The sequence below is a fragment of the Agrobacterium sp. MA01 genome, from assembly GCF_009650195.1.
GTDB lineage: Bacteria > Pseudomonadota > Alphaproteobacteria > Rhizobiales > Rhizobiaceae > Allorhizobium.
Map to the genome: position 1 here is coordinate 1151514 of NZ_CP045854.1, position 21262 is coordinate 1172775.

At 62.9% G+C, this 21262-nt stretch carries 22 protein-coding genes and 1 pseudogene; 9 read left to right on the forward strand and 14 right to left on the reverse strand.

Annotated features, from left to right (window positions below; all coding sequences use genetic code 11):
• The first annotated feature begins 38 nt into the window (after positions 1–38).
• Genes lepB through era form a run of 3 tightly spaced genes read left to right on the forward strand, consistent with a single transcriptional unit; the run spans position 39 to position 2449 of the window.
• Complete coding sequence (gene lepB, locus GH983_RS05580; protein ID WP_054150455.1) at positions 39–776, forward strand: signal peptidase I; 738 nt, start codon at positions 39–41, stop codon at positions 774–776.
• Positions 773–1498, forward strand: coding sequence for a ribonuclease III (gene rnc, locus GH983_RS05585; RefSeq protein ID WP_069041757.1), 726 nt, complete (start codon positions 773–775; stop codon positions 1496–1498). Before lepB ends, rnc begins: the two co-directional genes overlap by 4 nt.
• A complete protein-coding gene (gene era, locus GH983_RS05590; protein ID WP_069041756.1) occupies positions 1499–2449 on the forward strand; it encodes a GTPase Era in 951 nt (316 codons plus the stop codon).
• Positions 2450–2470: 21 nt separating this feature from the next.
• Here era and GH983_RS05595 read toward each other — a convergent pair whose 3' ends face one another.
• The gene (locus tag GH983_RS05595) at positions 2471–3568 is read right to left on the reverse strand and encodes an AbrB family transcriptional regulator (protein WP_153761873.1); all 1098 of its coding nucleotides are present in this window, start codon (positions 3566–3568) and stop codon (positions 2471–2473) included.
• 105 nt (positions 3569–3673) lie between these two features.
• Between GH983_RS05595 and GH983_RS05600 the strand changes: the two genes are divergently transcribed.
• Together GH983_RS05600 and recO are read left to right on the forward strand one after the other, a co-directional pair.
• Complete coding sequence (locus GH983_RS05600; protein WP_246727507.1) at positions 3674–4312, forward strand: TetR/AcrR family transcriptional regulator; 639 nt, start codon at positions 3674–3676, stop codon at positions 4310–4312.
• Positions 4313–4363: 51 nt separating this feature from the next.
• Positions 4364–5137, forward strand: a complete 774-nt coding sequence (gene recO, locus GH983_RS05605) for a DNA repair protein RecO (RefSeq protein WP_153761875.1) — start codon at positions 4364–4366, stop codon at positions 5135–5137.
• A gap of 2 nt (positions 5138–5139) precedes the next feature.
• On the opposite strand, the pseudogene GH983_RS05610 reads toward recO, so the two are convergent.
• From GH983_RS05610 to GH983_RS05635, 6 genes and pseudogenes are all read right to left on the reverse strand, one after another.
• Positions 5140–5319: pseudogene (locus GH983_RS05610) on the reverse strand (hypothetical protein); the annotation flags it as partial.
• 400 nt (positions 5320–5719) lie between these two features.
• On the reverse strand, positions 5720–6940 hold the full coding sequence (locus tag GH983_RS05615) for an MFS transporter (RefSeq protein WP_153761876.1): 1221 nt from the start codon (positions 6938–6940) through the stop codon (positions 5720–5722).
• Between the two features lie 380 nt (positions 6941–7320).
• Entirely contained in the window at positions 7321–8166 is an 846-nt protein-coding gene (locus GH983_RS05620) for an MOSC domain-containing protein (protein ID WP_153761877.1), read from the reverse strand.
• 13 nt (positions 8167–8179) lie between these two features.
• Complete coding sequence (locus tag GH983_RS05625) at positions 8180–8833, reverse strand: HD domain-containing protein (RefSeq protein WP_246727508.1); 654 nt, start codon at positions 8831–8833, stop codon at positions 8180–8182.
• Positions 8834–8900: 67 nt separating this feature from the next.
• A complete protein-coding gene (locus tag GH983_RS05630; RefSeq protein ID WP_153761879.1) occupies positions 8901–11666 on the reverse strand; it encodes a DUF2339 domain-containing protein in 2766 nt (921 codons plus the stop codon).
• A 37-nt stretch (positions 11667–11703) separates the two neighbouring features.
• Positions 11704–11901: a hypothetical protein gene (locus GH983_RS05635; RefSeq protein ID WP_150127413.1), complete on the reverse strand. Its 198-nt coding sequence runs from the start codon at positions 11899–11901 to the stop codon at positions 11704–11706.
• Here GH983_RS05635 and nadA point away from each other — a divergent pair.
• The 4 genes from nadA to GH983_RS05655 all read left to right on the forward strand — a co-directional run bounded on the left by nadA (position 11900) and on the right by GH983_RS05655 (position 16090).
• Complete coding sequence (gene nadA / locus GH983_RS05640; protein WP_194842790.1) at positions 11900–12970, forward strand: quinolinate synthase NadA; 1071 nt, start codon at positions 11900–11902, stop codon at positions 12968–12970. The two genes, GH983_RS05635 and nadA, sit on opposite strands and share 2 nt — an antisense overlap.
• A gap of 25 nt (positions 12971–12995) precedes the next feature.
• Positions 12996–14588 carry an L-aspartate oxidase gene (locus GH983_RS05645; protein WP_054150466.1) on the forward strand — a complete coding sequence of 531 codons (1593 nt, stop codon included), beginning with the start codon at positions 12996–12998 and terminating at the stop codon, positions 14586–14588.
• A 13-nt stretch (positions 14589–14601) separates the two neighbouring features.
• Entirely contained in the window at positions 14602–15507 is a 906-nt protein-coding gene (nadC, locus tag GH983_RS05650; protein ID WP_194842791.1) for a carboxylating nicotinate-nucleotide diphosphorylase, read from the forward strand.
• Between the two features lie 238 nt (positions 15508–15745).
• Positions 15746–16090, forward strand: a complete 345-nt coding sequence (locus tag GH983_RS05655) for a hypothetical protein (protein ID WP_153761882.1) — start codon at positions 15746–15748, stop codon at positions 16088–16090.
• 54 nt (positions 16091–16144) lie between these two features.
• Here GH983_RS05655 and GH983_RS05660 read toward each other — a convergent pair whose 3' ends face one another.
• From GH983_RS05660 to GH983_RS05690, 7 genes are all read right to left on the reverse strand, one after another.
• Entirely contained in the window at positions 16145–17035 is an 891-nt protein-coding gene (locus tag GH983_RS05660) for a mechanosensitive ion channel family protein (protein WP_153761883.1), read from the reverse strand.
• Between the two features lie 60 nt (positions 17036–17095).
• Positions 17096–18055, reverse strand: coding sequence for an NAD regulator (locus tag GH983_RS05665; protein WP_153761884.1), 960 nt, complete (start codon positions 18053–18055; stop codon positions 17096–17098).
• On the reverse strand, positions 18052–18588 hold the full coding sequence (locus tag GH983_RS05670) for a tyrosine phosphatase family protein (protein ID WP_153761885.1): 537 nt from the start codon (positions 18586–18588) through the stop codon (positions 18052–18054). Before GH983_RS05670 ends, GH983_RS05665 begins: the two co-directional genes overlap by 4 nt.
• The gene (locus GH983_RS05675) at positions 18585–19217 is read right to left on the reverse strand and encodes an HD family hydrolase (protein ID WP_069041743.1); all 633 of its coding nucleotides are present in this window, start codon (positions 19215–19217) and stop codon (positions 18585–18587) included. Before GH983_RS05675 ends, GH983_RS05670 begins: the two co-directional genes overlap by 4 nt.
• Position 19218: 1 nt before the next feature.
• Complete coding sequence (locus GH983_RS05680) at positions 19219–20052, reverse strand: folate-binding protein YgfZ (protein WP_153761886.1); 834 nt, start codon at positions 20050–20052, stop codon at positions 19219–19221.
• A gap of 106 nt (positions 20053–20158) precedes the next feature.
• Positions 20159–20896: a hypothetical protein gene (locus GH983_RS05685; RefSeq protein WP_153761887.1), complete on the reverse strand. Its 738-nt coding sequence runs from the start codon at positions 20894–20896 to the stop codon at positions 20159–20161.
• Positions 20897–20916: 20 nt separating this feature from the next.
• Positions 20917–21174 carry a hypothetical protein gene (locus tag GH983_RS05690; RefSeq protein WP_054150473.1) on the reverse strand — a complete coding sequence of 86 codons (258 nt, stop codon included), beginning with the start codon at positions 21172–21174 and terminating at the stop codon, positions 20917–20919.
• Positions 21175–21262 lie beyond the last annotated feature (88 nt).

Below are 21262 nucleotides of genomic sequence, written 5' to 3' on the forward strand. Positions count from 1 at the left end.
AGAGAGAGCAGGATTTTCGCAAGAAGGAACCGATCCGCGTGAGCGAAGAAAAGAAGCAAAGTGCCCTCTGGGAAAACGTCAAGGTCATCATCCAGGCCCTGCTGTTGGCGATGGTGATCCGGACCGTGTTCTTTCAGCCCTTCACAATTCCGTCTGGCTCGATGATGCCGACGCTGCTGGTTGGCGACTACATCTTCGTCAACAAGTTCTCCTATGGCTATTCGAAGTACTCGTTGCCCTTCTCGCCGGATCTGTTCGAAGGCCGGATCTTCGAGAGCGAACCGGAGCGCGGCGATATCGCGGTCTTCCGCTTCCCGCCGAACCCGAGCATCGACTATATCAAGCGGATCGTTGGCTTGCCGGGTGACCGGATCCAGATGATCGGCGGCGTGCTGCAGGTCAACGGTCAGCCCGTGCCGAAGGTTCAGGACGGCGTCTTCACCTCCGATTACCGCATGGATCCCGGCACCGACGTTCCCGTCTTCCGCGAAACGCTCGACAACGGCGTAAGCTACAACACGCTCGACCAGGCGCAGGGCACCCGTGGCGATGACACGCGCGAATTCATCGTGCCGGAAGGCCACTACTTCGCGATGGGCGACAATCGCGACAACTCGCTCGACAGCCGCTTCGACGTCGGCTTCGTGCCGGCCGAGAACCTGATCGGCAAGGCCTCGCTGATCTTCTTCTCGCTTGGCAACGACACCTCCTTCCGCGAAGTCTGGAAGTGGCCGGCCAACATGCGCTGGGATCGCCTGTTCAAGGTGGTCGAATGACGAATAAGAGCGTGGTCGGCGAAAAGGATTGGGAGCAGCTCGAAGCTGCGATCGGCCACAAGTTCGCCGACCGCGACCGCCTGAAGCGGGCGCTGACTCATGCCAGCGCCCAGGTCTCGCGGGGCAAGAAGGGCGACTACGAGCGGCTGGAATTTCTCGGCGACCGCGTACTCGGCCTCTGCGTCGCCGAAATGCTGTTCAAGACCTTCCGCGACGCGACCGAGGGCGAACTTTCGGTTCGCTTCAACCAGCTGGTCAGTGCCGAGGCCTGTGCCTCCGTCGCCGACGAGATCGAGCTTTACCGTTTCATCCGCACGGGCGCGGACGTGAAGAAGATCACGGCGAAGAACATGCTGAATGTCCGCGCCGACGTCGTTGAAAGCCTGATCGCCGCCATTTATCTTGAGGCAGGATTGGAGGCCGCGCGCGGCTTTATCCTCAAATACTGGGAGGGTCGTGCTGCCCGCGCCGACGGCGCCCGCCGCGATGCCAAGACCGAATTGCAAGAATGGACGCATGCCAGATTTGGCAAGCCGCCCACATATAAGGTTGCCGATCGCTCTGGACCGGATCATGATCCCAGCTTCACGGTGATCGTAGAGATCCCGGGCCTGAAGCCGGAGATCGGCATCGAACGTTCCAAGCGTGCCGCCGAACAGGTGGCCGCGACCAAGATACTCGAACGCGAAGGCGTCTGGGCCAAGGCCTCCGACGCGAATTGAATGGATGATATGACCGATACCGAAACCCATGACGGCGGCGAAGCCACCGTCAACACCCCGACCCGATCCGGCTTTGTTGCCTTGATCGGCCCGACCAATGCCGGCAAGTCGACGCTGGTCAACCGCTTTGTCGGCGCCAAGGTGTCGATCGTCAGCCACAAGGTGCAGACGACCCGTGCCGTCATGCGCGGCATCGCGATCCACAAGAACGCCCAGATCGTCTTCATGGACACGCCCGGCATCTTCAAGCCGCGCCGCAAGCTCGACCGCGCCATGGTGACCTCTGCCTGGGGCGGTGCCAAGGATGCCGATATCATCCTGCTCCTGATCGACAGCGAACGCGGTTTGCGCGGCGATGCCGAGGCGATCCTGGAAGCCCTGAAGGACGTGCCGCAGCCGAAGATCCTGGTCCTGAACAAGATCGACCGGGTGCGCCACGAAGATCTGTTCACGCTGGCCGAGAAGGCCAACGAAGCGGTCAAGTTCGACCGCACCTTCATGATCTCGGCCACGACCGGGTCGGGCTGCGACGACATCATGGACTATCTGGCAGAGACCTTCCCGGAAGGTCCCTGGTATTATCCGGAAGACCAGATTTCCGATCTGCCGATGCGCCAGCTCGCAGCCGAAATCACCCGCGAGAAGCTGTTCCTGCGCCTGCACCAGGAGCTTCCCTATTCCTCGCATGTCGAGACGGAGACCTGGGAAGAGCGCAAGGATGGCTCTGTTCGTATCGAACAGGTTATCTATGTCGAGCGCGACAGCCAGAAGAAGATCGTGCTGGGCAAGAACGGCGACGCGATCAAGGCGATTTCCACGGCTTCCCGCAAGGAGATGTCCGAGATCCTCGAACAGCCGGTCCACCTCTTCCTCTTTGTGAAGGTGCGCGAGAACTGGGGCAACGATCCCGAACGCTTCCGCGAAATGGGCCTCGAATTCCCCCGCGACTAAGCGCAATCAAGCGAAGGGCGCTCAGCCCTTCGCCACGCGCCTTGCCACGAAGTCCGAAATCGTCGGTCCGATCAGGATGATGACGATCAGCCGCATGGTCTGCAGCGCCATGATGAAGGACATGTCGACCGGCGTGGTCGCGGCAATGATCGCGATCGAATCGAGCCCGCCGGGGCTCGTCGCGAGGTAGGCCGTAAGCGGGTCGACGCCATGCAGCGACCAGAGCAGGAAGGCAAGCCCGCCGCTGAACGCCATCAGCACCAGGATCGAGCCGACGATCTGGGGCAGGGCGCTTGCCGCATGCCTCAGGATCCGCCGCGTGAAAGACAGGCCGATCCGCCAGCCGATCACGCCATAGCCGAGCGCCAGCAGCCATTCCGGCAGTTGCAGGGTGATATAGCCCATGACATGCAGAACCGTCGTCGCAACCAGCGGCAGGAGCATGGTGCCCGCCGGTATCCTGAGCCGTGCGCCGACCATCGCCGCCGCAATGGCAGCAGCCAGCGTTAAGGACAGGTCGAGCCAGTCCGTCTCCGGAAACCAGACGACGGCCTGCGCAGCACCGCCCTCGACGTTGAAGACGAAGGCCGCCATCAGCGAGGCGCCGGTCGCGACAAAGGCGACGCGCAGATACTGCATGAAGGCGACCAGCCTCGCATCCCCGCCATGGGCTTCTGCCATCAGCACCATGGCCGAGGCGGCTCCCGCAGATGTCCCCCAGATTGCGGTTGTGCCCGGAAGGATCTCGGCTTTTGCCATGAAATAGCCGAGCAGGCTGCTCGCCGCGATGATCGCAAGCACGATGGACAGAAAGACCGGCCAGTCGTCTGCGACCGTCGACAGCGTTCCCAGATCGATCGAGCGGGCGATGATGCAGCCGATCAGCGAATGGGCGAAGATGTAGGGGTAGCGGTGAACGGAAAGCCGTGCGCCGTTTGTGGCCACGAGAATGGCCGAGACCATGGGCCCGAGCAGCAGCGAGCCCGGGATATGCGCGAGGAAAAGCCCGCCGGAGATCGCAACGGACAGGGCGAAGAGAATGAGCCAGCGAAGGGCGACCGGAAGCGGTGTCAGCAGGCCGGGTTGTGTAGGCGTCCCATGCTCTTTGTCCAAGGACATGACTGTCTCCGTCCTTCGTCTGAGACACCTTTGCCGGAAAGGGCTGGACGAAAGCGCGTTTTCATCAAATAAATGAGGTAGACCTCACAAACGAGTTTTATGAGCATGGCCTCGCAAAAGTCAAGTTCGGCCTCGACGCCGCTGGCGACGCCCGCGCCGACCGCCAAGGAGCCCAAACGCAAGCGCGGCATTGCCCGGGTCGCAAAGCTTCTTGATGCCGGTGCCGCCGTCTTCGCCGAGCAGGGCTACAGGGCCGCGACCATGACGGAGATCGCTGCCCGGGCCGAAGCGCCGATCGGTTCACTCTACCAGTTCTTTCCCAACAAGGATGTGCTCGCCGACGCACTCGTCGCCCGCTATGCCGAGCATGTCGAGGCAGCGCTGGACCGAATCAGGGCGCAGGTCGCAGACCTCGACGGAAGCCAGCTTGCCGACCGCCTGCTCGACGTGCTCGTCGCCCATGCTGCCGAGCGCAGCCTGGCGCTCAGCCTGCTCGATGCCCGATGGGAGCAGCCGGGTGTGCGCCCGGGCGTGCTTCGTGAAAGCCTGCGCAAGCGCATCACCGAGATCCTCACGCTCTGGCGCCCGGACCTGCCCGAGGAACAGGCCGAGATCATGTCGGTTGTGCTCTTCCAGGCGATGAAGTCACTTGTGCAACTGCATGAAGAAAAACGCTATCCGGGAAAGCCCGAAGCGATCGCCCATTGGCGCGGCTGGGTGCAACGCTATCTCGCGGACGTCTGACCGCTCGCGAAATTCCTCGCGCTTAAGCGGCCTCTGCGGTAAAACCTGATCATGCAATGGACAGACGAGGCAATCCTTCTCGGGGTGCGGCGGCATGGCGAAACAAGCGTCATCGCCGAGGTGATGACGGCCAGCCGCGGCCGGCATCTGGGCATGGTGCGCTCTGGTCGCTCACGCACGATGCAGCCGGTGCTGCAGCCCGGCAATCGTCTGGAAGTCACCTGGCGTGCCCGCCTGGACGAACATCTGGGCGAGTTTCGCATAGAACCTCTGATGCTGCGTGCGGGCCGGTTGATGGAAAGCGCGACCGCCGTCTACGGTGTGCAGGCGCTCGGGGCCCTGCTGCGGCTTTTGCCGGAGCGAGATCCCCATCCGCATCTCTTTCAGGCGCTGGATATCATTCTCGATCATCTGGAGGAACCTGCCACGGCCGGCGAACTCTTCGTCCGCTTCGAGCTTGGGCTGCTGAATGATCTCGGCTTCGGGCTGGATCTGACCGAATGTGCCGCGACGGGCACGCATCATGATCTGGCTTATGTCTCGCCGAAGTCGGGCAGGGCGGTCAGCCGCGAGGCGGGCGCGCCCTGGGCGGACAAGATGCTGGCGCTGCCGGATTTCCTCAAGCCCGGCACGAACCGGGCGGCTGATCCGGACAGCCTCGCTGCCGCCTTTCGGCTGACATCCTATTTTCTGGATCGGCATGTCTACGGGCCGCGGGGCCTGGAGCCCGGCGCGGCACGCGAGGGGTTCTGTCAGGCGGCGTTGAAAACCTTGCGTTCGCTGGAAGCGCCCGGCGAATTGGCCGCGCCCAGGAACACAGCCTGATCTTCTGGCGCCGATTTCGCCATGTGATCATGAATGGCGGCCTGTAGTTCGCTGATGTTGCGATAGCTACCGCCGTCGAGGTCGATGACCGGATATTTGACGGCGATGAACTTGACCCTGTCGCCATCGGGTATGGTGATGCCAACCGGGATCCCGGCATATTCGATAACTTGCTTCTTCATAACGATATTCCCCGCCCATGCGCGCGGCACGGCGTTGTGTAAGGTGTCGATGAAATGGAATCAGTGCTTGCGCAGCGTCACATTCGACAGATGCAGTCGGGATGGCGTTTCACCATCACGAGGCGCGGGGTCGGCTGCCAGGATCGGATGGCATCAAGAAATACAACTTGCATTTCGCTGACCTCCTTCTTTGGCTGCGGCCTTCAATAGCGAGGCCGTACATGGTTCGTCGTCAGGATCCGAACCAGCTCGCACAAGGTAGGTGCTGGCTCGGAATCCGTCAACGGGCGGTGCGGGAAAAATAAAATAATTTTCTGTGACAGTCTTGCTCAGCTGAAAACACAGGAATTTTGATCCGGCACGAGCGAAATGCCGAAATATGATCTCAGTTTGGGCAAAATTACGCCACGCCCATTGCCGGGCGTTCGACGGCTTGTTCGCGGATCGGCCAGTGCACCACAGCCGCGAAGATGCCGAGCGCCACACCCAACCACCAGACCTGGTCATAGGTTCCGAAGTGGTCGTACAGATAGCCGCCCATCCACACGCCGAGGAAGGACCCGATCTGGTGGGAGAGGAAGACCAGGCCTCCGAGCAGGCCGAGGTGGCGCGTGCCGAACATGATCGCCACGAGCCCGTTGGTCGGCGGCACGGTGGAGAGCCAGAGCAGCCCCATGACAGCGGCAAAGACAACGACCGAGGCCGGCGTCTGCGGCAGGAGCAGGAAGAGCGTCACTGTGATCGAGCGACCGATATAGATGAAGGCGAGGAAATAGGGTTTGGAATAGCGCTGCCCGATCCAGCCGGCCGCCAGCGAGCCGATGATGTTGAAGAAGCCGATCAGCGCCATCGCGATCACCGCATAACTCGCCTCGATGCCGATATCGCCGAGATAGGCGGGGAAATGCGCGGTGATGAAGGCGACCTGGAAGCCGCAGACGAAGAAGCCGGTCGTCAGCAGAAGATAGCTCTTGTGCGCGAAGGCTTCTTTCAGCGCCTCGGCGATCGTCTGCTGATACTGGTTGCCGGACTGCGTGCCCGACTGTGCATTGCCGCGCAGCGGAAAGGCAAGCAGCGGCACGACCAGCATCATGACAGCGATGATCACGAGACTATCCGACCAGCCGAAGGCCGAGATGAAACCCTGGCTGAGCGGCGCAAACAGGAACATGCCGGCCGAACCCGCAGCTGTCCCAATGCCAAATGCCATCGACCGCTGTTCCGGCGTCACGTTGCGGGCAAAGGCCGAGAGAATGACGCTGAAGGAGCCGGCGCCGATCGCAAGACCGATCAGCACACCACCGCCCATATGCAGCCAGATAGGCGCCGAAGCATTGGCCATCATCACCAGGCCAGCGGCATAAAGCACGCCCGACATGACGAGCACGCGACCCGTACCGTATTTGTCGGCGAGCGCCCCGAAGAACGGCTGGCTCAAGCCCCAGAACAGGTTCTGGAAGGCCATGGCAAGCCCGAATGTGGAGCGGTCCCAACCCCGGTCCGCGAGCATTGGCAGTTGGAAGAAGCCCATGGCCGAACGCGGCCCGAAGGTCATCACCGCAATCAGCGATCCCGCAAGAATGATAAGCCAGGGCATGGCGGGACGGCTGATCGTGTTCATCGCGGATTCTCCTTTGTCGATCACACACTAGTGCAGTCGGATCATGAGCAGAAACGCCTTTTGATGAACTGGCCATCAGGGGATTTGATGGATGTCAGGGGGCGGCGTGGGCGGCTCGATCCTTCGAGGCCCCCAGCGGGGTGTCGCGCCACCTCTCCCCTCTGTGGGAGAGGTTACAAAATCGAAGGCTTAGCCCGATCAGGGCTAAACTTCAGATTTTGTTGGTGAGGGGATCGGTCCTGTGGGCGCAGACTCACGGACCCCCTCGCTTGCGATTTCAGATGTTTAGCCGTGGCTTCCGCCACGACTAACTCATCGAAATCGCTTTCTCCCCCACCAAGGGGGAGATGGGCGCCGCAAGCTCTGCTGACCCCGTAATCTCACCGCCCCTTGATCGCCCAACCCTCGCGGCGGCCGAGTACAGTGGCCGCATCCCCGACCCGCACCAGACCCTCTCCCCGCGGTACCGCATTCCACCCGAAAAGCACCCCCGGCACGCGGCGGTCGGCAGACATGCGGATCCGGCCCATGGCCGGCATCGGGCTGGCAACCTCGCGCGATCCGGTCTGCTGGTCCTGGGTGGTCATGATGCAGCGTGGGCAGGGTTTGACGAAATCGAAGCGGACGCCGCCGATCTCGAGGCCGGTCCAGGCATCTTCCGCCCAGGGCTCGTCGCAGTCGACGACGATGTTCGGGCGGAACCGATCCATGCCAACAGAACCTTCGCCGTGCCGCTCCATGTCCTCGTTCAGCGCGCGCAAGGAGCCTGATGTCGTCACGAGGATCTGATAGCCGTCGGCAAAGCCCATCGGCGAGGCTTCTCCGGCCCATTCCACGCTCGCCTCGCGGCGGCTTTCCTCGTCGATGAAGGCGAGTTTCACCGGCCGGCCGAACCAGTCGGAAAGCTTGGCATTAACGCTGTCATGCGCCATCGCCGCGCTGACGGTCGAGCGCCAGATGGTGACATCCATGCGATTGTCCGGCTGCGGCGGCGCGACCATCATTTCACGCCCGTCATTCAATCGAAGCGTCAGATAGGCGGCGGCCGGGAGCGCCGTGAGGCGAGCAAGGTCGGGCATTTCCCGCTGGGTGATGAACTGGCCATCAGGATCGACCAGCATCATGCGCCGGTCGCCGGAGAGGCCCATGGGATCGATGCGCGCCTGGGGAAGCGCAATGCCGCGCCCGCTCTTGAAGGGATAGATGGAGAGCCCGGTCACTTGCATGGATTAGCGTCCTTCAGATTTCGTCGCGGAAGAGGGTCAGGAACAGATTGAGCCGCTCGTGCCGCTCCTCAGCCAGCTTTCGGCCGGTCGCCGTCTGGAAGCCGTCGGAGAGCTTCAGGAGCTTGGCCGGAAAGTGGTCGATCGCATAGGAGCGGTCGTCGAGCGGGCGCTGCTCGGCGCTGGGATCGCCGGGGTGGTAGAGGCCGGAACCCATCCGCCCGGCGATGTAGAAACAGCGCGCCACGCCGACCATGCCGATCGCATCCAGCCGGTCGGCATCCTGCAGCATCTTCGCTTCCAGTGTCTCCGGCTTGATGTTGGCGGAAAAGCTATGGGTGAGGATCGCATGCGCCACGGCCTCGATCCTCTCCTTCGGCCAGCCAAGCGCGGCAAGAATGCCACTTGCCTTCTCTGCGGCCAGCCGCGAAGCCTGCGACCGGAGTGGCGAACTCTTCTCGACCGCGACGCAGTCATGTAGGAGAACGGCGGCGGCGAGGATCTCGGCATCTCCACCTTCGCCGGCCTGAATCTTCAGCGCATTCCTGAAGACGCGGTGGATATGGGCAAGGTCGTGCGAGCCATCATCCCCCTCGGTCGCGTGATCGAGGAGAACGGCGGCGAGCGCATCGTGGGGGGCGAAGTCAGAGGCGGTGAGAAGGGCGGTCAAACGTTGGTTCCCCGTTTCGGCTGGCCGCATCTAGCCCCGCAAGGCCAAACTGTTCAACCGCCCTTGATCAGATCCCCGTCGGCGCCTCGTCCTCGTCCACGGCTGGCGATCGGCTCGACTTGCCGCTCAGGATCCTCTGATAGAAGAGCCCGATGCCGATCAGCACGAAGCCGAGACCGATGAACGAAAGCGCGCGAAGCACGCCTTCGAGGTTCGACATGTCGATCAGGAAGACCTTGGCAACCGTCAGGATGACGATGACGGCAGAGGCGATGCGAAGGCTTCTCGCATCGAAGCGCGAGCCGAGCGCGAGCAGCCCGACGCCGATTGCCAGCCAGGCCACCGAATAGCTGTAGGTTTCCGCCTGTTCGAACCCCTTCCAGTAGGCGATGAACTCGCCCTGCCAGAAGCGTCGCACCGACAGTGTCACCCAGGCGAAACCGAGCAGGGCGCCGGAAAGCGCCAACAGGATGACATAGGGAAGGGGGCGCTTGTCGCGGGCGTAGAAGGCGAGACCCGCATAGGCGAGGCCAGGCAGCAGATAGCCGATCAGCAGCAGGTTGATCAGCGGCCAGCTGCCACTGCTCTCGCCAGAAAAATAGGGATTGAGCGCGCCGAGATGCAGGCTGATGGTCTGCGCTATGGCAAGGCCGCCGGCCAACATCGAACCGTAGCGGAAGACGTGGCTTGGTGATTTGACATTGAGCGTCATCAGGATACCGGAGAGACCCACCACCAGCAATGTGTAGATCGACTGTTCACCGAGCGTCGGAGCGGAGGCGTCGAGCACGCCGCCATTCATCGCATGACGGACCAGGATTGCGACCGCCAGCAGGCCAAGAAGGCTGGCCAGGCCCTGAAGCGCGTTGCGAACCCTGAGGCCCGGCCAGTTTCGCATCTGATAGGCCGAGAGAAGCGCCAGCAGTGCCGGAATGCCGTAGCCGGGCAGCAACGGGTTGAACACGGGCGTCCGCGACAGCGCATCCGGCCCGACCAGCGTCGGATCCCAGAAGATGCGGAAGAGTACGCCAACGAGCGCAGCCACCATCACCCAGGGCAGTCCGCTCCACGCCCGTTTGCGGGTCGCCATCAGATAGGTAAAGCCGATGAGCGCCAGCAGGATCGTGGTTACAACGCCGTCGGTCAGGCAATGCAGCGCGAGCACGAAGGCAAAGAAACTGCCGAGAAGCAAGATGTCGACCCCGCGCCGGAAAGCGGGCAGGGCGCCTTGTCGATAGAGATATTCACAGGCTGCGAGCAGCACGGAGCCGAGGCCGAGCGCAAAGAGGCCATGCACCCAGTCCCGCGCATAGGTTCCGTAAAACAGGAAGCTGATGGTCGCGAGCGTCACCGGCAGGACCGCCACGATCACCGCCCAGACCGTTGCGAACAAGGGCTCATCGGCAAAGCGACGGCGGTTCTGGGCAAGACCGATAAAGGCGAAGACGGCGGCAAGCACCAGGAAGATCAGCATGACAGGTCCGCCGAGGCTGACCACGGCCGTTTCCTCCCAGCCGAAGCCGAGCAGCAGGACCTGCGCCTGGGCGATCAAGCCGGACTTTACCACGGCGCCGATCAGGGCGCCCACGGCCGCAAGTACCGTTGGCCAGAAGGCGCCATGGCGCGCACTTCCCGCAGCGGCGAGCGCTGCGACCAGAGCGGCGAAGGCAAAGAGCGGCAAGGAGACCGCCGGTCCGCTGTCCAGCATCACGAGCGCCGGTATTAGCACCGCGAGCGACAGCGTGATGTCGAGCGCAAGCGGACCCCAGGCCATCCGCCGACCAAGGGCATCGAGCGACAGAGGTGTGCCGGGCTCCGCCGGATCTTCACCCTTCACACCCGGCCAGATCAGCATCCAGGCCGCGATCATGGCGATCAGCGACAAGGCAATCGGCGTTATCTCGGCGGAGTCAATGAGTGCCACGAGCGCCCAGAGCCCGAGCAGCACCTGGGCAATCGCCGGCACGATCAGCCAGCCCTTGATCCGCGAGGCGAGCGCCGTCGCGATCTGGGCGACGGTCAGATAGATGAACAGTGTCCAAAGGCTCGGCGCCGTGGTCGAGATCAGAAGCGGCGTCAGCATCGACCCGACAAGCCCGAGCCCGGCCAGAGCCTGCCCATGGAGCAGCGAAAGGCCGAGCACACCGAAGGCGGTGAGCCCGAGGAGCAGGAAGGCGAGCGTCGGGCCGATGAATTCATAAATGCCATGGGCGGCATAGATCGCGCCGAACAGCGAGACCGCACCCGCTGCCGTGAGGATGCCGGGTACCATAGCGTTGGCATAGAGCGCTTCGGCCTTCGGCAATGCCTTTCGGCGGACCAGTTCGCCGGCGGCGATCAGGAGGAGGCCGAACAGGGCAGCAAGCGTCAGTCGCACGCCGGGGCCGAGCAGTCCGCTTTCGATTGAGTAACGCACGAGGAAGACACCGCCGAGCGCCAGAGCCAGTCCTCCGGCCCAGACGGCCCAACGTGCGCCGAGCAGATTTTCCAGGCTCTCTGCGGGTGCGGCGGCGGTGGCTCTGCTGCTGGCCGCCGTGGTGAGGGCGGCAGCGTTTTCTTCCGGCAACGAGGCTGGTGCGCTTTGATACGGCGCTCCATCGAGTGCTGCCTCCTCCGCAACCAGGGTCTCTGCGGACGTCTCCGGAAGGACGATCTCAACCGGCTCTTCCGGGCCCACCTGAATGGCAGATGGCGTTGCTGTCGCTCCGCTCACCTTGAGCAGCCGCTCGCGGACCTCCCCGAGTTCCCTCTCAAGGCGGTCGATACGTTTGGCGGCGCCCCGGTTGATGACAAAGAGAACGCCGATCAGGATCAGCGGCAACAGTTCGAACATTTGGCCTCACAGAGCCGTGCCTCAAGGAGCCGCCAAACTAACGGTTTTCTCGATCAGGGAAAGCGTTTCTCATCACGCCGCGGTCATGGCCGACCTTGCGAGGCGCGAAGACGGGGTTAAAACCTCCCTTGCAATCGAGGGCGAAACTTTCTACATCCGCAGTACCGGCGATCGCCGGTTTTCTTTGGCGCTTGTTATGCTCAAATTGAGCATAAATAATGGAGGAGATGGCCATGGAAGCGCAGCACCCGGTGCAAACCACCCGCACGTCCCGCACGGCAGCCGAGCGTTTTGGCGTCTGGGAGCGCCCGGATCTCACCTATACGCCGGCCATAGCCAGGGAGACCGAGCACCTCTACGAGCGTGTCCGCGATTTCATCCCCGCGATCGAGTGGCCCATTTTTGCGCCTTACATCCATGCGATCAACCGGCTGAAAAAGGAACGCGGCGCGGTCATCCTGGCGCACAACTACCAGACGCCGGAGATCTTCCACTGCGTCGCCGACATCAAGGGCGATTCGCTACAACTCGCCCGCGATGCCGTCAGCGTCGATGCCGAGATCATCGTCCAATGCGGTGTGCATTTCATGGCCGAGACCTCGAAGCTCCTCAATCCACAAAAGACCGTGCTGATCCCCGACGGCCGCGCCGGTTGCTCGCTGTCGGAATCGATCACCGGTGCCGATGTTCGCCTGCTGCGCGAGCGTTATCCCGGCGTGCCCGTCGTCACCTATGTCAACACCTCCGCCGACGTGAAGGCTGAAACCGACGTTTGCTGCACCTCGGCCAATGCCGTCGACGTGGTCAACAGCTTCGACAGCGACACCGTGCTCTGCATCCCCGACGAATATCTGGCGATGAACGTCGCCAACCAGACGAGCAAGAAGATCCTCACCTGGAAGGGCCATTGCGAGGTGCATGAGCGCTTCACGGCCGACGAACTCCTGGAATACAAGCGCGCCGATCCGCGCATCGAGATCGTCGCTCACCCGGAATGCCATCCGAGCGTGCTTGCCGTCTCGGACTATGCCGGGTCGACCAAGGGTATGATCGACTACGTCAAGACAAAGCGCCCCGCCCGTGTGCTGCTCGTTACCGAATGCTCTATGGCCTCGAATATCCAGGTCGAGGTGCCCGAAGTCGACTTCGTCAAACCCTGCAATCTCTGTCCGCACATGAAGCGCATCACCCTGCCGAAGATCCTCGACAGCCTGCTCTTCATGACCGAGGAAGTGACGGTTGATCCGGCGATTGCCGGCCGCGCACGGCTTGCCGTGGAGCGGATGATCAATCTGAAGAATTGAATACCGGCCGGCCGGGGAGGGCTGAATGCCAACCAATCTTGAATCCATGCGGCCGCAATCCTGGCAGGGCATCGACGATATCGTCATCGTCGGTGGCGGCCTGGCCGGCCTTTTCTGCGCGCTGAAACTGGCGCCACGCCCCGTCACGGTGCTGGCCGCCGCCCCGATCGGGCAGGGCGCGTCCTCGGCCTGGGCGCAAGGCGGCATCGCCGCCGCGATGAGCCCCGGCGACAGTTTCGACAAACATCTGGCCGATACGGTCTCAGCCGGTGCCGGGCTGGTCGAGGAGAAGATGGCGCGGCTGATGATCTCGGAGGGGCCGGATCGGGTGCATGATCTGCTCGCCTATGGCGTGCCCTTCGACCGCGATCTGGAAGGCCATCTGTTGCTGTCGCGTGAGGCCGCCCATTCCGAGCGTCGGATCGTCCGCGTGGCCGGTGACAGGGCGGGTGGCGCGATCATGGAGGCGCTGATCTCGGCTGTCCGCCGCACGCCGTCGATCCGGGTCATGGAAGGCTATGTGGTCGAGGAACTGATTGCCGAAGGCCGTTTCGTCTCCGGCGTCATCGCAAGGCCTGATGCCGGCCAGTCGAAGACGCGCGTCGCCTTTCCTGCGCGTGCGGTGGTGCTCTGCTCCGGTGGCGTGGGTCATCTCTATTCTGTGACCACCAACCCGGCCGAAGCACGCGGCACGGGCGTCGGCATGGCGGCTAAGGCCGGCGCCATGATCGCCGATCCGGAATTTGTCCAGTTCCACCCGACGGCCATCGATATCGGCCAGGACCCGGCGCCGCTGGCGACCGAAGCCCTGCGCGGCGATGGCGCTGTGCTCGTAAATGCGGCCGGCCATCGTTTCATGACCGATCTGCATGCGGACGCGGAGCTTGCACCGCGTGACATCGTGGCCCGCGGCGTCTTTGCCGAAGTGGCGGCCGGCCGCGGCGCCTTCCTCGATTGCACCAAGGCGATCGGCAAGGATTTTGCCAAACGCTTTCCGACCGTCTTTGCCTCCTGCATCGCCGCCGGCATCGATCCGGTGAGCCAGCCCATTCCGGTGGTCCCGGCGGTGCATTATCACATGGGCGGCGTGCTCGTGGATGCCGATGGCCGCACCTCGCTGGATGGCCTCTGGGCAGCGGGAGAGGTGACCTCGAGCGGCGTGCATGGCGCAAACCGTCTCGCCTCCAATTCGCTTCTTGAAGCCGTCGTCTTTGCCGGTCGGATCGCCGAATCGATCAAGGGCATGCTGCCGGAATCGGCCCTTTACGAATGGGGCACGAGCGCCGGCGAAAACGATGACCTCGTCACTGTCGAAGACAGCCCCGAGCTCAAGGACCTGCGCGGTCTGATGAGCCGCCATGCGGGCGTCATCAGAGACGAGGCGGGGCTGAAGGTGCTGATCCGTGAACTGGTGGCTCTGGAGCGCAAGCGCCCGCGCGTGCGCTTCTCCAACATCACGGCGACCGCCAAGCTGATTGCCGTTGGCGCCTATCTGCGCAGGGAAAGCCGTGGCGCCCATATGCGCGCTGATCATCCGCATCCTGAGGAAGCGCAGCGTCATCGCACCTATCTGACGCTGAAAGATGCCGACCGCATTGCCGCCGAACTGGCCGGCTGAGGAGACCACGCAGATGACCACGAGCTTTCGCCCTCAGCTTTCGCCCCTGATGATTGAGGACCTCGTCCGCAACGCACTCCTCGAAGATCTCGGCCGTGCCGGGGACATTACCACCTATGCGACGATCGGGCCGGAGAAGACGGCGGCGGCCGATCTGAACAGCCGCGAACACGGCGTCGTCGCCGCGCTGCCCCTGGCCGAAGCTGCCTTTCGTCTGATCGATCCGTCCTTGCGCTTCGAAGCCTTTGTGGCCGATGGCGATACGGTAGCGCCGGGGCAAGCGATCGCCCGCGTTTCCGGCAACGCCCGGTCGGTCCTGTCGGCCGAGCGCGTCGCGCTGAACTTCCTCATGCATCTCTCGGGCGTGGCCAGCTACACGGCACGCTTTGCAGCCGAGATCACCCATACCAAGGCGCGGGTGACCTGCACCCGCAAGACACTGCCGGGGCTAAGGGCTGTGGAGAAATACGCGGTGCGTCTGGGTGGCGGTTCGAACCACCGCTTCGGGCTCGACGATGCGATCCTGATCAAGGACAACCACATTGCTGTCGCCGGTGGCGTCGCCTCCGCGGTTCATGCCGCGCGCGCCTATGCCGGCCACCTCGTGAAGATCGAAGTTGAGGTTGATGGTCTGGAGCAGATGCGCGAAGCACTCGGCGCACGACCGGATGTGATCCTGCTCGACAACATGGGGCCGGATCTGCTGCGCGAGGCGGTCGCGATCAATCGCGGGCATCATGGCCTGGGCCTGGCTGACTACGCCTCGGATGTCCGGCGCGTGGTCCTCGAAGCCTCGGGGAACGTCAACCTGCAGACGATTCGCCCGATCGCCGAGACGGGTGTCGACTATATCTCGACCTCGAAGATCACCATGGCAGCCCCGACACTCGACATCGGCCTCGACATCTCGCTCCGCTGAACTCACGACAAAGTTTGCGGATCGTTTTGCGGTGCAGCATGCGCGGGGATCCCGCGCGCACCGGAAAACCCATGTGTGCCAAGGCCTTGCTGATATATCAGCATTTGCTTCGCTAGTTATTACCCGTGATTCCTGGTTTTTGACCGCCAAAACCGAATCCCCTAGCCCTTTGTCATGCATACAGTTTGTATCGCATCGGGGTAATGCAGACGGAACGACGACTGTGTAAGGGGCAAGTATGACGACGACACTTTTGAAGCCGGACAGCGCACCCCTGGGCAGGGATGCCCGCCATGATGCTTCGATACCTGCATCTTTTACTAAAAATGATCTCGCAATCGCTTGTGACGAACGTCACTCCGACACGACATCTGCTTGCGACGACATTTCCGCTGTGCGTTCAACGCTTGTGACGCAAAAGTCCGCGTCCGGCTCTGGACAGGTGCAGGCGGACCCGGAAGCCGAGACCACTGCGGGCATGACCGAGGACGACACTGTCAGCGTGCTGGAAGTGCTTGCCGAAATGCAGCGTATCATCGACCGGCACCTCGAAAAGAGTGTAGGGCAGCAGAGCGAGAGCTGACCCGCTGCCTCTCATTTCAAAAACCTGGGTTGCACCTGTGGCGGCAGGTGACGCTCAGGCTTCCTTCGCCCGAGCGTCGACGAAGCGTTCGGGTAGGGCGACCATTTGCGGCGAGCCGTGATAGGTCACCTGCGGGAACGGGATGGAAATCCCGTTCTCGTCGAAGGACTTCTTCACCTTCTTGATCATCTCGCGTGACGTCGACCAGAAGTCTGAAGCCGCCGTCCAGTACCACAGCGTAATGACCACCGCGCTGTCGCCCAGCTGGTCGACATGGGTGGAGATGGCCGGATCCTTCAGCACCCGTGCATCCGCCTCCGCGTGATCGCGCATGATCTTCTCGGCCAGGTCGATGTCGTCATTGTAATCGATACCCACCTTCAGTTCGAAACGGCGGGTTGGAAGACGGCTGAAATTGGTGATCGGCACATTCCACAGCGTGGAATTGGGAGCGAGCCGGTACAGGCCATCAGGCGTCTTCAGCTCCGTGGCGAACAGTCCGATCTCGACGATGGTCCCCGATATCGAGCCCGTATCGATGTATTCGCCGACGCGAAACGGGCGCAGCACCAAAAGCATGATGCCGGCGGCAATGTTCTGCAGCGTGCCCTGCAGCGCAAGACCGATCGCGAGGCCCGCTGCACCCAGCGCTGCGATGATCGAGGCGGTCTGGACGCCGAACTGGCCAAGCACGGTGACGAAGACGAGAATGAGGGCGCCGTAGCGCACGACATTGGCAAAGAAGCGCGCCAGCGTCTCGTCGATGCCGCGCACGCGCATGAGACCGGCATGGGTCCACCGGCTGAGAAGGGCGGCAAGCCACCAGCCGATGAACAGGAGAAGAAGCGCTCCGACGATAGAGAAGGAATACTGGACGGCAAGCTGGCTTGCCTGCGCCAGTGCTGCCTGTGTCGCGAGGATCGCTTCGTTCGTATCCAAATCCATGCCGTACTGCTCCTTGGGCTATTGGTGTCCAAGGCCTAGATGGGGCAGGGGGAGGCGAGGTCAACCGCTGGTCCGGCCTCCGACCTTGAGGCCCGGAGCCGGCCGCTCTTCGAGCACCTGACGACGGAAACGGAAGAGTGCCGCTGGCCGGCCACCGGTGGCGGCCTGTGTCGACCCCGTCGCTTCGACCAGTTCGGCGCCTTCGACCAGACGCCGAAAATTCTGCTTGTGCACGTGGTGCCCGGCAATCGCCTCGACCGTGCCCTGCAGTTCGGTGAGGGTGAACTCCGGCGGCATCAGTTCGAAGATGACAGGCCGATACTTGATCTTGCTGCGCAACCGGGCAAGCGCCGTCGCGGCGATCCGCCGGTGGTCATGGCGCATCGGCCGCCCCAGGGTGACCCCTGTTTGGCATCGCTCGACGCGCCCGTCCTGCACGGCTTCTTCGACCAGCCCTGCCTCGTAGAGAAGCTCGTAGCGCTCCAGCACATGTTCCTCGTCGAAGGGGAAGTCATCGAGACCAAAAGCAAGTCGCAGCCGTGAGCGGCGCGAGGCGGCCGACGCCTCTTCTGCCCATGCGGTCAGCGCTGGCAGGATGACACGGTCCAAGAGAGCCGGTCGCCCCTGCCGCCAGTCCTCCCAGGGAAGATATCCGTACCAGTCACGCCACCGGGCTCCGGACAGTTCCAGCCGTGCATCGCCGTCGGTGTCGAGCCTCGTCAGCGCGAGATAGCCGACCGACACGATATGCGGCCCCTGATCGCCGGGCATCTTGTGGCGGCCGCGATCCCCGAAGGTATAGAGCTGCTCGATGTAGCCCAGTTCGAGCGCCGTTTGTGCTTCGACGGTATGCCGAAGCGACATTTCCATCGTCCGGTGCCGGTTTGGATCGAAGGGGCCGAAGGGCAGCGCATCAAGTGCGTTGCCGTCCTCTCCGACCACGAGCAGGCGTGGGGTGCGGGCGTTGATGGCGACGATCGCGGCATTGAGCCCGATCTCGATCTCCGCCGGTGTCGTCATGACTTGACAGGTTCCCGTGGGGGAAGCGGCAAGACGAACGGCGTGTTGCCGTCGGCATCGGCGCCTCGCCCGAGTGCCTTGACCGCCTTCGCGAAGCGTCCGCCACGACCGAGCATCTCGTCGCCGATTTCCACCAGCCGCATGTTCGGCGTGGCAAAGGGTGAGGCGTCGCGCAAACGCTTCGCCAGCGCATCGTCGTCATCGTCGGGAGCCACCGCAAGGCTCGCGATCATCGCCGCTGCCGGAGATCGCGACACGCCCATCCAGCAGTGGACGACAAGCGGCTGAGTCTGATCCCAGGCCTTTGCGAAACCGATGATCTCGGCGACATGTGCTTCCTGCGGCGCGATCAGATCGCCGGTCCCGGCAAAGCTGATGTCGTTCATCGCAAGCTTCAGATGCCGCTCGGCCTGGATCACCGCCGGCCGGTGAAAATCCTGATTGGCAGCGAGCAGGCTGATCATTTCCCGCGCCTTGTGACGCACGGCCATCTCGGCAATTCGGGCGAGCGGTGAAACGACGATGACGCTCATGCGCTGGCCCAGGTCGTCGACTGCCTGCCGGCCTCGATCTCCTCGAAGCGTTCGAGGAACTTTGCCTGTGCCTGATAGGCGGGCAGCGGTTCGATCAGGATCGTGTCGCGGGTGAAGCCCTTGGGCTGGCCGAACAGCTTGCGGGCTTCGGCCTCGGCGAAGCCGGCGAGCACGGTTGCCTCGAAATAGGCAGAGATCATGTCGGCTTTCTTGATCAGGTCCTTCAGCGCCGCTTTCGGATGGGCAGGCAGGCCGAAGCGCAAATGGATGGCCGCCTCCAGGCGTTTTTCCACGACCTTGTAGCCGCCACCGACGACGGCCTTGAACGGCGAGATCATGTCGCCGATGACATATTCAGGCCCGTCGTGCAGCAGCGCGACCATCAGATCGTCGGCCGTGGCTTTTGGATTTGAGCGGCGGAAGATGTCCTCGACGATCAGGCTGTGCTGGGCAACGGAAAAGGCATGATCGCCGGAGGTTTGCCCGTTCCAGCGGGCGACACGGGCAAGCCCATGGGCGATATCGGTGATCTCGACATCAAGCGGCGAGGGGTCGAGCAGGTCGAGACGCCGACCGGAGAGCATGCGTTGCCAGGCACGGGCGGAGGGCAGAGCGGCAGCCGAACCCATGTCAGGCCTCCTCGGCCGAGCTGGGGAACGTCAGTCCCGTCCAGCCGGGAAGGGCAACCGATACCGGCACGTCACCGACAAGAATTGGCTCGCCGACTGCCATGGCTTCGCCGGCCTTGTCGATGCGGACAATCGCAAGCCCGCGCTCGCCTGCGACGGTGCCGAGCGCGCCGATCGTCTTGCCGGCAATGGTGATCTCTGAGCCGGACGCGGGAAGCGGCGCTTCGCCAGAGACGATTACCACGCGCCGCCGTGCGGTCGAGCGATGCTGCATGCGCGACACCACTTCCTGACCGACATAACATCCCTTGCGGAAGGAGACACCAGCCGACTTGTCGAAGAGAATGTCGTGCGGAAAGGCATCCTGAAGCGCGTAGTCCTGCCCCGATTCCGGCACGCCGTGGAGAATGCGAAGCGCATCGTAAGCGCCCCGGTCGCCAGCACCATCGATCCGGCCCGGTTGGCGGCGAACCTCGGTTCCGGCGAGCGCGAATCGATGGTCGGCGGCACCGTCGCTGGCCTCGCCCCAGATCACCGTCGCCCCCGTTTCCGGCAGCGTCTCGATCGTCACGGCAGCGCGCAGCTTGTACATCGTCATGCGCTTGACGAAGGCTTCCAACTGATCGGCGCGGATATCGATCAGGAACCCGTCATCGCTGCGGGAGATCAGGAAATCATAGAAGATCTTGCCCTGTGGCGTCAGAAGCGCGCCCGGACGCAACTCATGGGCCGCAAGTGCCCCGAGATCGGTGGTGATCAGATTCTGCAGAAAGTGCTCGGCATCCGCCCCCGTTATTCGGACAAAGGCGCGATCGGGCAGGAAGGCTGAGGGCATGGGGTCCACCGGGCTGTTTCGATGCCGACTGAGTTAGGCGCTGCCAGTCTAGACGACAAGCAGTTCCGATCACAGCCCACAGTTTGGCCCACAATCTGGATCGTGGTCAGTCGCCGACGGAAAGGAACTTCCAGCGGCCGTCGGTTGTGATGCCAACGCGGAAGAAGTTGTAATTGCCGTATTCCTGCATTTCCGCGACGTCACCGGCGGTGACGATGCGCAGAAGTTCGACCTTCTCCTGCGGCGTCAGCAGGCCAAGCGATTTTCCGACGAAATAGGGCCACACATAGGCCTCGTCCGCCGTGCCCTTGTCGAGCTGCACGAAGCCGGTGGAGAAAATATCGAGCAGGATCGCCAGGATCTCGACGCCGTCGCTATCGCCGGAGATCGCCTTCAGCGCCTCGATCGGGTCCTGGTCCGGCGCTTGAAGCGGCACCACAGTCTGGTCCGGACCAGGGTTCATCAGCGGCTTCAGCTTCGAGATGTCGCCGGTCTTTGCTGCCTCAATGATGAGTTCGCGCATCCGTCGCACGGGTTCCGGCGCCTTCTCGATGTCATAGATGACTTCGGCCGGCGGACCGGCGGGCTCGACGCGCTCGGCATCTTCGACCTGTTCCGGCTCAGGTGAACGGATCAGCGGATCCGGATCGGGGATCACCGGGATCGAATCCTCGATGACATCAAGTTCATCGCTCGACGGCGGCTCTGACGATTCGGCGGCAGGCGGCGTGATATCCTTGATGTCGGAGAGGGCGAAGGCAGGGAAAGCCGTCACCGTGGAGGCAAGCATGAGCGTCAGCGCGCTCGTCAAGCGGAGGAGCCTGACCCGCGACGAGATCATCATTGTGTCCCTCGATTGCTGTCTTACTGAAGCTGGCGTTCGGGCGAGAATTCGCCGGCGAGCAGCCGGGCCTTGAGCGCGTCGAGAACAGCCTCGGCGCCGTGTTCTCCATGAATGCGGATGGTCTCGCGCATCGCCAGCGCAAAGGACGCCTCGGCGATGATCTCGGGCTCGATACCGTCGGCCATGCCGTCTGCCCAGGCCTCGTTCTGGTATTCCAGCGCAGCCTGCATCTTCTCGTGAACGATCATCTCGTCGATTTCGTTGCGGCGCGGTTCCATGGGCATTCCTCGAAGCACTTACTCAGTCCTTAACAACCCTATCAGCCTTTTGCCAAAACGACACGGGGGCAGACCAAAAGAGGTGAAT

What these genes read in the sequence shown, in the direction of transcription:
- rnc (WP_069041757.1), top strand. Translation starts at nt 773, where the DNA reads ATGACGAATAAGAGCGTGGTCGGCGAAAAGGATTGGGAGCAGCTCGAA.
- era (WP_069041756.1), top strand. Translation starts at nt 1,499, where the DNA reads ATGGATGATATGACCGATACCGAAACCCATGACGGCGGCGAAGCCACC.
- GH983_RS05595 (WP_153761873.1), bottom strand. Translation starts at nt 3,568, where the DNA reads ATGTCCTTGGACAAAGAGCATGGGACGCCTACACAACCCGGCCTGCTG.
- GH983_RS05600 (WP_246727507.1), top strand. Translation starts at nt 3,674, where the DNA reads ATGGCCTCGCAAAAGTCAAGTTCGGCCTCGACGCCGCTGGCGACGCCC.
- recO (WP_153761875.1), top strand. Translation starts at nt 4,364, where the DNA reads ATGCAATGGACAGACGAGGCAATCCTTCTCGGGGTGCGGCGGCATGGC.
- GH983_RS05615 (WP_153761876.1), bottom strand. Translation starts at nt 6,940, where the DNA reads ATGAACACGATCAGCCGTCCCGCCATGCCCTGGCTTATCATTCTTGCG.
- GH983_RS05620 (WP_153761877.1), bottom strand. Translation starts at nt 8,166, where the DNA reads ATGCAAGTGACCGGGCTCTCCATCTATCCCTTCAAGAGCGGGCGCGGC.
- GH983_RS05630 (WP_153761879.1), bottom strand. Translation starts at nt 11,666, where the DNA reads ATGTTCGAACTGTTGCCGCTGATCCTGATCGGCGTTCTCTTTGTCATC.
- nadA (WP_194842790.1), top strand. Translation starts at nt 11,900, where the DNA reads ATGGAAGCGCAGCACCCGGTGCAAACCACCCGCACGTCCCGCACGGCA.
- GH983_RS05635 (WP_150127413.1), bottom strand. Translation starts at nt 11,901, where the DNA reads ATGGCCATCTCCTCCATTATTTATGCTCAATTTGAGCATAACAAGCGC.
- GH983_RS05645 (WP_054150466.1), top strand. Translation starts at nt 12,996, where the DNA reads ATGCCAACCAATCTTGAATCCATGCGGCCGCAATCCTGGCAGGGCATC.
- nadC (WP_194842791.1), top strand. Translation starts at nt 14,602, where the DNA reads ATGACCACGAGCTTTCGCCCTCAGCTTTCGCCCCTGATGATTGAGGAC.
- GH983_RS05655 (WP_153761882.1), top strand. Translation starts at nt 15,746, where the DNA reads ATGACGACGACACTTTTGAAGCCGGACAGCGCACCCCTGGGCAGGGAT.
- GH983_RS05660 (WP_153761883.1), bottom strand. Translation starts at nt 17,035, where the DNA reads ATGGATTTGGATACGAACGAAGCGATCCTCGCGACACAGGCAGCACTG.
- GH983_RS05665 (WP_153761884.1), bottom strand. Translation starts at nt 18,055, where the DNA reads ATGACGACACCGGCGGAGATCGAGATCGGGCTCAATGCCGCGATCGTC.
- GH983_RS05670 (WP_153761885.1), bottom strand. Translation starts at nt 18,588, where the DNA reads ATGAGCGTCATCGTCGTTTCACCGCTCGCCCGAATTGCCGAGATGGCC.
- GH983_RS05675 (WP_069041743.1), bottom strand. Translation starts at nt 19,217, where the DNA reads ATGGGTTCGGCTGCCGCTCTGCCCTCCGCCCGTGCCTGGCAACGCATG.
- GH983_RS05680 (WP_153761886.1), bottom strand. Translation starts at nt 20,052, where the DNA reads ATGCCCTCAGCCTTCCTGCCCGATCGCGCCTTTGTCCGAATAACGGGG.
- GH983_RS05685 (WP_153761887.1), bottom strand. Translation starts at nt 20,896, where the DNA reads ATGATGATCTCGTCGCGGGTCAGGCTCCTCCGCTTGACGAGCGCGCTG.
- GH983_RS05690 (WP_054150473.1), bottom strand. Translation starts at nt 21,174, where the DNA reads ATGGAACCGCGCCGCAACGAAATCGACGAGATGATCGTTCACGAGAAG.